Annotated in this window: 7 protein-coding genes; 4 read left to right on the forward strand and 3 right to left on the reverse strand. The window is 33.1% G+C overall.

The genetic code is table 11. The features are described from left to right. Nucleotides 1–29: 29 nt before the first annotated feature. Nucleotides 30–3,374: a reprolysin-like metallopeptidase gene (locus tag OLM55_RS02635; protein ID WP_264559868.1), complete on the reverse strand. Its 3,345-nt coding sequence runs from the start codon at nt 3,372–3,374 to the stop codon at nt 30–32. 111 nt (nt 3,375–3,485) lie between these two features. Continuing rightward, the gene (locus OLM55_RS02640; RefSeq protein ID WP_264559869.1) at nt 3,486–6,200 is read right to left on the reverse strand and encodes a zinc-dependent metalloprotease; all 2,715 of its coding nucleotides are present in this window, start codon (nt 6,198–6,200) and stop codon (nt 3,486–3,488) included. Between the two features lie 131 nt (nt 6,201–6,331). Here OLM55_RS02640 and OLM55_RS02645 point away from each other — a divergent pair, with 131 nt between their 5' ends. The 4 genes from OLM55_RS02645 to bioB all read left to right on the forward strand — a co-directional run bounded on the left by OLM55_RS02645 (nt 6,332) and on the right by bioB (nt 11,803). Then, on the forward strand, nt 6,332–8,350 hold the full coding sequence (locus OLM55_RS02645; protein ID WP_264559870.1) for a M43 family zinc metalloprotease: 2,019 nt from the start codon (nt 6,332–6,334) through the stop codon (nt 8,348–8,350). Between the two features lie 89 nt (nt 8,351–8,439). After that, entirely contained in the window at nt 8,440–9,375 is a 936-nt protein-coding gene (locus OLM55_RS02650) for a bifunctional riboflavin kinase/FAD synthetase (protein ID WP_264559871.1), read from the forward strand. Beyond that, a complete protein-coding gene (locus tag OLM55_RS02655; protein WP_264559872.1) occupies nt 9,372–10,667 on the forward strand; it encodes an HTTM domain-containing protein in 1,296 nt (431 codons plus the stop codon). The genes OLM55_RS02650 and OLM55_RS02655 overlap by 4 nt, the downstream gene beginning before the upstream one ends. 53 nt (nt 10,668–10,720) lie before the next feature. Beyond that, a complete protein-coding gene (gene bioB / locus OLM55_RS02660) occupies nt 10,721–11,803 on the forward strand; it encodes a biotin synthase BioB (RefSeq protein WP_264559873.1) in 1,083 nt (360 codons plus the stop codon). Nucleotides 11,804–11,846: 43 nt separating this feature from the next. On the opposite strand, the gene OLM55_RS02665 is transcribed toward bioB, so the two are convergent. Further along, complete coding sequence (locus OLM55_RS02665; protein ID WP_264559874.1) at nt 11,847–13,235, reverse strand: dipeptidase; 1,389 nt, start codon at nt 13,233–13,235, stop codon at nt 11,847–11,849. Nucleotides 13,236–13,308 lie beyond the last annotated feature (73 nt).

A 13,308-nucleotide genomic window follows, 5' to 3' on the forward strand; every position in this document is an offset into this window, starting at 1 on the left:
GCGCTCCTTTTTATATAAAATATATTAACTTACTCAACAACAATTTTCTTAGTTGTTTTACTTAAACCATCTTGAACAGTTACAAGATAAATTCCAGATTGAACATTATCTAAATTCAACGACTGATTAAATAATCCATTATTTTGATATGTTTTATCAAAAATTTGTCTTCCTCTTACATCATGAACTCCAATTTTAACATCATTATTTGACGAAGAATTAAATTGAACAGTAAAATTACCGTTATTTGGGTTTGGATATATTGCTAAATCTTCAATTGTATTAAACGATTCTGAAACTAGAGGAGTAGCAACACATAAGTTTATAGACCAATTACCAATAATTCCTGTATCACCCGTCCAATAATCAAGTGCATGTAAAACCCAAGTCCCAGATGCTGGTTTTCCATTTAATGCAGATAAAGGAGACTCTGGTGCAAATGTTCCAGTTGATGCAGAACAAACAGGCTCTAAAGGAATAGAAGGGTTACCATCTGCATAAGTTACACTTATACTTGAAAATTCACTCTCACAGTTATGGTTCCATAATGAAACTACTGTTCCATCAGGATGCGTTAACCATATTCTTAAATCATCAATATATGAGTGACTAAAAGCCAAATCAACTGTTACATTATTCAAATTCCCTGTTAGAGTTCCTGGCACAACAATTGACTTAGTAACTTCAGTTCCATCTGCTGGAGAACCAACCCCATCAGGAACACTTAGAGATGTATTATTAGAATATACGTTTCCACAAGTTGTTGTTCCTGTAGTAAATTTATATGCAGAGCTAAAAACACCCATACATCCAGAGTTCTTAGGTAAAACTCTCCAGAAATAATCTGTCCCTTCTGCTAACCCAGAAACAGTATAGGAATTTGTAGCAACAGTTGCAGAAGAAACTATAGATGTAAACCCAGCATCAGTTGCAACTTGTACATCATATAAACTAGCAGACGCATTTGACGGCCAAGTTAAGTTTGTTGATGTACTTTGACCAACAGCTAAGTCAGCAGGAGAAGTTAAAGTTTGTGTACCAAAATTACCGCTTATTAAATTTAAATAAAAAGAAATAGTTTTTGTTGTACCACCTGAACTACCAGTAACAATCATTGTGTATAACCCCGTAGCGCTTGCAGCAGTGTTACTAATTTCCATTGTTATAGTACCATCAGTCGCTGTATTTGTAGGCGTAAAAACCACAGTTGACCCTACAGGCTGTCCTGTTACAGAAAATGCAGTACTAGCGCTAAATCCTCCGTAAGTCATGTATGGAAACGAGTAAGAAACCACAGAACCTTGACAAGCATCTTTATTTTGCTCGCCCTCAATTCCATTAAATGCAATTCCAAAAGTTGAAGGAGCTGCTGTAATTGTAAAATTAGAATTAGAAATATCAAAAAACACATGATTATTTCCTTTTACCATAATTCTTTTTGTAGTTCCAATATTATTTGGAACTAAAATCACTTCAGAACCATCATTAGGAACTCTACTTGCTAAAAGAATTGGATAAGTATAACCTCCATCATTTGATAAATAAATATCAACAAAATCAGTATTTACTCCATTTGCAGTAGTTCCTGCAACATCCCATGTTACAGTTTGATTTGTACCTACAACCCAAGAAACTGAAGTATTTGGAGCTGTAACCGCAAACGGACCTGCTGTAGCATTAACAGTTATAACCGTATCATCAAAACCAGTTTGACCACCTAATATATTATTATCTCTTGCAGTTAATCTAAAGTTTAAAATTCTCGCAACAGAACTTAATGCTTCTGAAGTAACATCTAAACCAGAAGTTGTTGGTGAGTTAGCTACTACCGAAGCAATATTTGGAAAATATCTTGACGGAGTTGTAGAAGGTAAATAGTTTACCCAGTTAGGCCCAGTAGGCTTAGCAATACGCGCTGCACTATTCGCGTTAGTTTGACCAACACCATCATCATTTTGTTCCCAAACATAATTCATAACATCTCCATTAGAATCTATCGCAGAACCCGTTAGGATAAAAGGAGTGCTTTTAGGTATGATATAATCTAAACCTGCATTTACAATAGGAGCACCGTGTGTTAAACTAGTAACCGTAGGACATGTCTTTCCGGCCATATTAGCTTGCACCTGTGCAATACTTGCTGAATGAAAAACATCTATAGAGTGCAAATGAGTATCGTATGATGTAATACCGGCATAACCCATGATAGTTACACCAGAACCAACTTCTTTATTTACACCAGCTCCCTCATTACTATTAGAAAACGTATGATTAGCTCCAAATTGATGTCCCAACTCGTGGGCTACATAATCAATATCAAAATTATCTCCTGATGGAATACCATCTGCAGGAGAAGTAATCCCTCTTCCTTTATTAGTGCCAGTACCAGCAGTAACACCATCTACACAAACGCATCCAATACAACCTGCATTTCCACCTCCTCCAGAAGCACCAAACATATGACCAACATCATAAGCTGCATTATTAGCCGCTAAAGATGTAGAAACTCCTGTTAAGGTTGTATTTAAAGCTCTTTGTAATTGTGTATTCCAGTTTGCCATTGTTGTATAAGGGTCAGTCGCAGGAACATAATAAATAACATTTGTTGTTTGATTTACAATATTCATATGTATTCCAAAATCTTTTTCAAAAACCCCATTTACTCTTGTCATTGTGTTATTAAATGCTGTCAAAACATTTGCAACTTGCGCAGAACTAGTAGCACCAAAATAATTTGAATATTCACCATTACAAGACAAAGCTAATCTAAAAGTAAGTAAACTTCCTGAACTTGAAAATGCAGTTTGACCAACTTTACTTGTTAATTCATTAGCTAAATTAATATCTGTAGTGGAACAAGTAAATGGTAATTTACCTTTTGTACTAGAAGAGTTATAAACCACATAGATTTTTCCATCTTCAGAATATGGCTCCATAAACTCGCTTCTTCTATTCGCTCTAAAAACCATAGTTTGAAAACCACTAGGAGAGATACTTAACCTTAACAGTGCATTCTTATCATCAATTCCTTTTCCTACAAAAGCCCTAATTTGAGGAAATCTAGCTTGAAGTTCAGCATCAAAATTCGATGCCTCAAACATTTCGAAACGCTCAAACCCTCCAGAAACATTTGGCAAAGTTATAACAGTACCTTTTTTTGACTTAGAAAATCGTCCAGGAGTATTCATTAATACTTGTTGTAAAACCGCAAAGTCTAATTGTATTAATTTAAAGTCTTGAGGAAAAGACTCTCTTTGAACATTTTTATTGAACTTAATGTTTTGAGCAGTTACCTCTTTCCATGCTTTTTGAGTTTGCGCATAGCTAAATGCAACAAAAAAAGTAAAAATGATTAATAGTAAGTTTTTTTTCATATGTTTTGGTTTTTATTTAAACAAATACAATATAATTTGTTAATTTACAAACACATCCATAAAAAAAGAGCTGCAAAATTGCAGCTCTTTTAAAATATATAAAACTATGACTTATTCTACAATAATTTTCTTTACTTCTTTTCTAGCTCCGTCTTGAACAGTTACAAGATAAATTCCAGACTGAACATTATTTAATTGCAATGATTCATTGAATAATCCATTATTTTGAAATGATTTATTATAAATCTGTCTTCCTCTTAAATCATGAACATTAACTTTTATTTCACTTGAAGAAGTCGAGTTAAATTGAATATTAAAAGTACCGTTATTTGGGTTTGGATATAATGAAAATCCTTCAATACCAAAGCTTTCAGAAGCTAAAACAGGCACTAATTGTGACCTACATAATTGAATAGTAAATGTATTAAAAATACCCCCAGAACCATCAACAACAACATCTTTAAAATAAACAATCCAAGTACCGGCACTATTCTGTCCAATTGCTCCATTGAAATTAGTAGATGAAAATGGTAAAAATGGGCTTCCACCAACTGTTGTACAATTCGCAGCAGTACCTGCCAAATCAAACCATTTATCCATATTTGCGTTTGTACAAGATGTTTGATTGTACCAAATACCTGTATTCAAAGCTGTAGACCAAGGAAACCAGAACAACACATTTACTTGTCCTATATTTGAATGCGTTATATTAGAATAAGTTTTTATATCAGTTATTGTATATGAATCAGTAATAGGTAGCGCAATTCCAGAATAACTAGTATCTGAACTCTCCGCAATTACTGAGTTCAAATTAAAAACATAATCTTTACAAACATTTTGTGATTGATACGTATAATCACCAACAGCAAAAGGTTGAGAAATATTAAAGAAAATATTTGCACTTGCTTTTACCATAAATCTACAATAAGCTCCCTGTACACCTGAAGGCAAAGTAACTGATTGACTACCGTCATTAGGAGTCCCTGCCAATAATACTGTCCATGTAGCACCATTATCTGCAGAAAAAGAAATATCTACATTTGTACCTCCAGCAATCGTGCTATGTCCACTTGTTCCTGTAGCTCCAGTCCAAACAACCGTTTGAGCAGAACCTACTGGATAAACAGTATTAGCCGCCATAGTAACCGTAAGAGCAGTCTTACTTGCGACCGTAATAGTACTATTAGCAAAATTAGTTTGTCCTTGACCCGCAACATTATCTCTAGCTGTTAATCTAAAATTTAATGTTCTTGCAACTGAACTTAATGCCTCAGCAGTTATATCTACACCAGCAGTTGTTGTATTACCTGCTAAGATTGAAGTCATATTTGGAAAGTATCTTACTGGGCTTGATGAGTCTATATAATTTTGCCAGTTTGGGCCCGCTGTCTTAGTTGGGCTTGCCGCACTTACAGCTCCATTTATAGCCCCAATTGTAGCCTCATCATATTGCTCCCATGTATATGTTAATCCACCAGCACCACCAGCATCTGTAGCAGAACCTGTCAAAACAAATGGAGTACTTATTGGAATTGTCCAGTTACCTCCAGCATTTACAACTGGCGCAGAATGTGTAATCGCTACCGTTGTAGGACATGTTTTAGATGCCATATTTGCTTGTACTTGAGCGATACTACCCGCATGAAATACATCTATAGAATTTGAATGAGTATCAAATGAAGTAATCCCAGCATAACCCATTACTGTTACTCCTGAACCAACTTCATAATTAACAGCGTTATTTTCTGTGCTATGAGTAAACGTGTGGTTTGCTCCAAATTGATGTCCTAATTCATGTGCTACGAAGTCAATGTCAAAAGCATCACCAACAGGCACTGTACTTGTTGTATAACCACTTCCTTTACTTCCATTTACACAAACACAACCTATACAACCAGCATTTCCATTATTACCAACATTACCCATTAAGTGACCTACGTCATAATTTGAATCACCAACAACAGAAGTTAAAGTTGCTTGTAATTCTGAATTATAATTAGCATCAGTAGCTCCATATGGATCTGCTACAGAACCATCATAAATAATAGTCATATTGTTAATTAAATTCATATGAATTGCGAAATCTGTTTCAAAAACACCATTTACACGTGTCATTGTTGTGTTTATAGCAGATAAAGCACTTGTTTTTGGCGTAGCCAATCCTAGTGCTGTATGATGATATGAAGTATACTCTGGAGTTACAGACATGGCCAATCTGAAGTTCAATAATTGTCCTGTACTTGAACGAGAAATTGAATTTGCTTTTTCCGTTAAATCATTAACCAAAACTTCATCAACAGTTGAACAAGTAAAAGGCAGTTTCCCTTTTACTCTTGATCCTTTATAAACGACATGAATACTCCCGTCTTGAGAATAAGGCTCCATATATTCTGAACCCTTATCAGCTCTATGAACCATTGTAGTTATCCCTTTTGGATCAATACTCATTCTTAAACGAGCAAATTTGTCATCAATTCCATTACCCGCAAAAGAACGAATTTCAGGAAATTGTGCTTGCAAATCTGCATCAAAATTTGAAGCTTCAAAAACTTCAAAACGCTCTAAAACTCCTTCTGCATTTGGCAACGAAATAATTACTCCCTTAGTATTTCTTGAAAAACGATCAGACGCTGAGGCAAGAGTCTGTTTCATAATTGAAACATTTAACTGCATTAATTTATATTCTTGTGGGAACGTCTCTCTTTCAACATTTATATTTTTCTTAATGTTTTGAGACGTTTCTTCTTTCCATGCCTTTTCTGTTTGTGAAAAACCTAAGTTAAACACTAACAATGAAAAAACAGATAATAGTAATGTTTTTTTCATTTTTGTATATTTTTTTGGTTAACACAATTATAATTTTTTATTTACAATTACAAATTATTTTAGTGTTTTTTTTGAATTTCAATGAGTTTTGTGTAATTTCGTGCATTAACTAAGTTTTAATTCAAATAAATATGAAAAAAATTACTTTATCATTTGCATTTTTGTTTAGCTTGTTTTTAGTTCAAGCACAACAAGTAAGCAAGCAGACTAAAAAATTCGGAAAGGAAATATCCGCAGATAGAATTTCACCTTCAGGCTTTGTTAGATGTGTAACAGATGAATATGAAACATTTTTACAAGCAAAAGACCCAAGCAGATTAAACCATGATCAGCTTGAAGCACAAATTGCTCCAATAATTGAAAATTACAAAAATCAAAGATCTGAAACTGGAGGTATTATTTATATACCAGTAGTAGTTCACGTAATTCACAATGGAGACGCTTATGGAGTTGATGAAAATATTACAGACGAACAAGTATTATCACAAATCACTGTAATGAATCAAGATTTCAGAAGAATGGCAGGAACACCTGGATTTAATACTAATCCTGTTGGTGCTGACATACAAATACAATTTGTAATGGCGAAAGCTGACCCTAATGGGAACCCTACTAATGGTATTAATAGAGTAAATTTATGTACAGCTTCTTATGCTGGAGCTGATTCTAATGCTACAATTGCTAATGTTGAAGCTATAAAACCTCAAACAATTTGGAATCCTTTATTATACATGAATATGTGGAGTGTAAAATGGGATGGCTCAGGGCTTTTAGGCTATGCTCAATTTCCTGCTACAGGAACGGCAACCGCTAATACTGATGGGGTTGTTTCAGGACATACTTTTTTTGGATCTAGAACAATTTATCCTGGAGGAAACTATGGAGCTGGAACTCAATATGACAAAGGAAGAACTATGACGCATGAGGTTGGTCACTATTTAGGGCTTTACCACACATTTCAAGGAGGCTGTTCTGGAGCCGGCGATAGCTGTGCTGACACACCCGCTGTTGCAACAGCAAACTATGATTGCCCTACAGGAACAGATAGTTGTGCGGGAGGTGGTGCAGATATGATAGAAAACTATATGGATTATACTGACGATTCTTGTATGAATGTTTTTACAGCAAACCAAAAAACGAGAATTTATTCATTTATGACGGCCACATATCCTAGAAGAAATGGATTAAGAACTTCTACAAAAGATATAGCTATTCCATTATTTGCTAATGATGCTGAAGTAAAAATTGAAAACTATTGTACCGCAACACCAAATCCTTGTGGAGGAAATACACACAAAGTATTGCTTTACAATAGAGGTACTTCAAACCTAACATCTGCTACTATAAATTACAATGTAAATGGAGGAGCTAGCACACCTGTAAACTGGACTGGAAATTTAGCTCCAAATAAATATGAAATAGTTACTTTTACAACCACTCAATCAACTGGGACTTTAAACGTATCTATAGCTAACGCAAATGGCGGAGCTGACCAAAGAGCAGGAAACAACACAGCAAGTAAAGCTTTTAATTTCCCTGCAACAACACCACCTACTGATTATCCTTATACTGCTTTTAATTTCACACTTATCAAAGATAATTGGGGAACAGAAACAACTTGGGATTTAAAAAATTCTGCTGGTACAATTTTATATAGCGGTGGACCTTACACAGGTTCTGGTACTGGAGGAGGAACTACTGTAGAAAATCAAAATTGGAATTTAGCACCAGATTGTTATACTTTTACAATTAATGACACTGCAGGAGATGGAATTTGTTGTGCTTATGGTACTGGTAGCTATTCTATAACAACAAATTCAGGATCAACTACTGTTGTTTCTGGTGGAGACTTTACATCTACAGAAACTACTACTTTTACTAATGCTTCGTTAAGCAATGGTGGATTTAATTTAGATTCGATTTCAGTTTACCCAAACCCAACGGAAGATATTTTAAATGTTTCTATTCCTTCTCAGTTAGGCTCAAATGTTTCGTATGAAATATTTAACTACTTAGGACAAGTTGTTAAAAGTTCTGAAAGCTCATCATCTGTTTTCAGCATAAATACTTCTAACTTTTCAAATGGAGTATATTTTATAAAATTAAATGTTGAAGGAGCTTCAAAAACTTTAAGATTTATTAAGAACTAATTCTTAATTAAAGAATTAAACACTTTAAGAGGGCTAATTTTAAATTAGTCCTCTTTTTTATATCCAATTTTGTAAATTTGTAAAAAAAATTGAATTCATTCAGCAATTTAAATAGTTTTAAAACACCAACTAACAAAACCGTTGTTACCATTGGAACATTTGATGGTGTTCATATTGGTCATGAATTTGTACTTAAAAAAGTAATTGAATTGGCTCAAATAAATGACTATAAAAGTACTGTTCTTACTTTTTTTCCTCACCCAAGAATGGTTTTGCAACAAGATTCATCAATTAAACTTCTAAACACTATTAAGGAAAAAGAAAATCTTTTATCTGAAATTGGAATAGATAACTTGATTATACATCCTTTTGATTTAGAGTTCTCAAGATTAAGCGCAGAAGAATTTGTTAAAGATGTTTTGATTGAAAAATTAAATGTTGGCATTATTATTATAGGTCATGATCATAGATTTGGCAGAAATAGAACTGCTAATATTGATGATTTAATAGAATATGGAATAGAATATGGTTTTGAAGTTCAAGAAATATCGGCCAAAGAAATTGATGATATTGCAATAAGTTCAACTAAAATAAGAACTGCCCTTTTAGAAGGGAACATTACAACAGCTAACAATTATTTAGGGTATAACTATTTTATGTCTGGAAAAGTTGTACATGGAAAACAAATTGGAAGAACTATTGATTTTCCTACGGCAAACATTGAAATATCTGAAGATTATAAATTAATTCCGAAAAATGGAGTTTACATTGTTTCTAGTGAAATTAATAACACAACCTATTTTGGAATGATGAACATTGGAACAAATCCAACTGTTGATGGCTTAGAACAGAAAATTGAAGTTCACTTTTTTGATTTCAATGCCGATATTTATAACCAAGACATTACTGTTCAAATACACTCAAGAATTAGAGATGAGAAAAAATACAATTCACTTGATGAATTAAAAGTCCAACTCCAAAAAGACGAATTAACTTCTAGAATATTTATAAAAAACAATTTATGAAGAACTTCTTTTTTAAATCAATAGACAATTCTCCTTTAATCGTTTTTAGAATGTTTTTTGGGTTTCTAATTGCATGCGAAAGTTTTGGAGCAATAATGACTGGTTGGGTTAAAAAAGTACTTATTGAGCCTCAATTTACATTTTCATTTATTGGTTTAGAATGGCTACAACCTCTACCAAACAATTTAATGTATGGTTATTTTGTACTCATGGGAATTTTGGGAATTTTCATAATGTTAGGCCTAAAATATACCTATTCAATAATTACCTATACATTTTTATGGGCTGGCGTATATTTTATGCAAAAATCATCCTACAATAATCATTATTATCTTTTACTATTGATTAGTTTTTGTATGATTTTTTTACCTGCAAATAAATATAAATCATTGGATGTAAAATTTGGTTTTATAGAGGACAAACAAACAATGCCTAAGTGGGTTTCTTTATTGTTTATCATTCAAATACTAATTGTATATTTCTACGCTTCAATTGCTAAAATATATCCTGATTGGCTTGACGGAACTTTTACAAGAAACTTATTACAAGGAACTACAACCAGACCTTTTTTCTTAGAATTATTTTCGCAAAAATGGTTTTACATGTTCATTGCCTATACAGGAATAGTATTTGACTTATTAATTGTACCTCTTTTCCTTTTTAAAAAAACACGAACAATAGCCTTAATTTGCTCTGTTATATTTCATACTTTCAATGCTATTGTTTTACAAATAGGGATATTTCCTTTTTTTGCTTTAACTTTTATTTTATTTTTCTATGAACCAGAAACCATTAGGAAAATATTTTTAAAAGACAAACCTATTTCTAATCATGAAAAATTAGACTTTTCTACTTCGAAAGTTTTTAAATATCTATTTATACCTTATATTATTATACAAATAGCACTCCCCCTAAGACATCATTTTATTGAAGGAGATGTTTTTTGGACAGAAGAAGGTCATAGACTAAGTTGGCGCATGATGCTTAGAGAACGGTCGGGCTATATTGTAATTAAAATTAAAGATAACAAAACAAATACCACAACTGTTTACGATTATCACAAAAATCTATCTAGCAAACAAGCAAGACAACTTGCTACAAAACCCGATTTTATTTGGCAATATTGTCAAAAAATTAAAAAAGAGTACGCCAATAAAGACATTTCCATATTTATAGATTGTAAAAACTCTATAAACAGAAAACCTTTAAAAACTTTAATTGATCCAAAAACTGATTTTGCAAAAGCCAAATGGGATTATTTTTTTCATAACAAATGGCTAATTAACAATTGATTTTTTTATTCTTCTAAAGTTATTTGTTACTTTTGGAACATAAACAAAAAAGTATGATTTCACCTAGACATAATTGGACAAAAGAAGAAATAATTGCTATTTATAACAAACCCTTAATGGATTTATTATATGAATCAGCATCAATTCACAGAGAACATCATGACCCAAATGTTGTTCAAGTATCAACTTTATTATCTATTAAAACAGGTGGTTGTTCTGAAGATTGTGGTTATTGCCCGCAAGCTGCACGTTACCACACTAATGTTGAAGGAAATGATTTAATGTCGGTTTCTCAAGTAAAAGCACAAGCATTACGAGCTAGAGAAGCTGGTAGTTCACGCGTTTGCATGGGAGCTGCATGGAGAAATGTAAAAGACGGAAAAGAATTTGATGATGTTTTAGAAATGGTTCGTACCATTAATAAACTTGACATGGAAGTTTGCTGTACTTTAGGTATGATTACCGAAAATCAAGCACAACGTTTAGCCGAAGCGGGTTTATATGCATACAATCATAATTTAGATTCATCTGAAGAATATTATAAAGAAGTAATTTCCACAAGAGGTTATCAAGATAGATTAGACACAATCGATAACGTTCGTAAAACGAATGTAACGGTTTGTAGTGGTGGAATTATTGGAATGGGAGAAAACATCGAAGACAGAGCAGGAATGTTAGTTGCTTTATCAACATTAAATCCTCAACCAGAATCTACTCCTATTAATGCTCTTGTTGCGGTTGAAGGAACTCCACTTGAAGATCAAAAACCAGTTTCTATATGGGAAATGGTAAGAATGGTTGCTACAACAAGAATTGTAATGCCCGAAACACAAGTACGTTTATCTGCCGGAAGAACTCAAATGAGTAGAGAAGGTCAAGCAATGTGCTTCTTTGCAGGTGCCAATTCTATTTTTGCTGGAGACAAATTATTGACTACTCCAAACCCTGATGTAAATGAAGACATGAAAATGTTTGAATTATTAGGGTTAAATCCGCAAAAACCTTTTACAAAGAAAGTACAACCCCAAACAGTTGAAGCAGAAAACTCTGAGTTTCAATCGTTAGGTGAAAAACCAAAATGGTCTAGACCTGGGCATAAAATTGAAAAAAACCTGAAAGCATCAGGAAAATTATAATAAACAGAATAAAAAAACGCCTTGAATTTCAAGGCGTTTTTTATTACTTATTCATTTCTGTAAAATACTTATAAAATAACGGAATAGTTTCAATTCCTTTTAAGTAATTGAACACTCCAAAATGTTCGTTTGGAGAATGTATTGCATCACTATCTAACCCAAAGCCCATTAATATTGTTTTACTCTTTAATTCCTTTTCAAATAAAGCCACAATAGGAATACTTCCGCCAGAACGAACTGGAATTGCAGGAACACCAAACGTTTCTGTATATGCTTTGTTAGCTGCTCTATAACCAACACTATCAATTGGCGTAACATACCCTTGACCTCCATGATGTGGTTTTACTACAACTTTTACAGAGGCTGGCGCTATACTTTCAAAATGTTTTTTAAACAATTCTGTAATTTCTTCCCAATCTTGATTTGGAACTAAACGCATTGAAATTTTAGCAAATGCTTTACTCGCAATAACAGTTTTTGCTCCTTCACCAGTATAACCACCCCAAATTCCATTTACATCTAATGTTGGACGAATAGAATTGCGTTCATTTGTAGTGTACCCTTTTTCACCATAAACATCTCCAATATCGATAGATTGTTTATATTTTTCTAATGAAAATGGTGCTTTAGCCATTTCAGCTCTTTCTTCTAATGATAATTCTTCAACATTATCATAAAAACCAGGTATTGTTATATGATTATTTTCATCATGTAATGAAGCAATCATTTTGGTTAAAATATTAATTGGGTTTGCTACTGCTCCACCGTATAAACCTGAATGCAAATCTCTATTTGGACCCGTAACTTCTACTTCTACATAACTTAAACCACGTAAACCTGTTGTGATTGATGGTTGTGAATTTGAAATCATTCCAGTATCAGAAATCAAAATAACATCGTTTGCTAATTTCTCTTGATTGCGTTCTACAAACCAACCTAAACTTTTAGACCCTACTTCTTCTTCACCTTCAATCATGAATTTTACATTACAAGGCAAAGTATTTGTAGTAATCATGTATTCAAAAGCTTTCACGTGCATATACATTTGACCTTTATCATCACACGCTCCACGGGCAAAAATAGCCCCATCCGGATGAATATCGGTTGTTTTTATAACAGGTTCAAAAGGTGGAGAAGTCCAAAGTTCAACTGGGTCGGCTGGTTGTACATCATAATGTCCGTAGACTAAAACTGTTGGCAGACTTTTATCAATTATTTTTTCTCCATAAACAATTGGATATCCAGGAGTTTCACATAATTCAACAAAATCACAACCTGCTTTTTCCAAACTAGCTTTTACTGCTTCCGCTGTCATTATTACATCATGTGAAAAAGCACTATCAGCACTCACAGAAGGAATTTTTAATAATTCTATTAACTCATCTATAAATCGTTGTTTGTTCTCCTGAACGTATTGTTTAATATTTTCCATGTGTTATTTAATGATTTATTCCAAAATTACAAAAATGTTTTAATTTTTTAAGCAATAAAAAAGCCCAATCATG

The sequence above is a fragment of the Flavobacterium sp. N2270 genome, assembly GCF_025947225.1.
GTDB lineage: Bacteria > Bacteroidota > Bacteroidia > Flavobacteriales > Flavobacteriaceae > Flavobacterium.

Bases quoted from the DNA above. Each gene is read 5' to 3' on its own strand.
- OLM55_RS02655 (WP_264559872.1), top strand. From the start codon at position 9,372: ATGAAGAACTTCTTTTTTAAATCAATAGACAATTCTCCTTTAATCGTT.
- OLM55_RS02635 (WP_264559868.1), bottom strand. From the start codon at position 3,374: ATGAAAAAAAACTTACTATTAATCATTTTTACTTTTTTTGTTGCATTT.
- OLM55_RS02645 (WP_264559870.1), top strand. From the start codon at position 6,332: ATGAAAAAAATTACTTTATCATTTGCATTTTTGTTTAGCTTGTTTTTA.
- OLM55_RS02665 (WP_264559874.1), bottom strand. From the start codon at position 13,235: ATGGAAAATATTAAACAATACGTTCAGGAGAACAAACAACGATTTATA.
- bioB (WP_264559873.1), top strand. From the start codon at position 10,721: ATGATTTCACCTAGACATAATTGGACAAAAGAAGAAATAATTGCTATT.
- OLM55_RS02640 (WP_264559869.1), bottom strand. From the start codon at position 6,200: ATGAAAAAAACATTACTATTATCTGTTTTTTCATTGTTAGTGTTTAAC.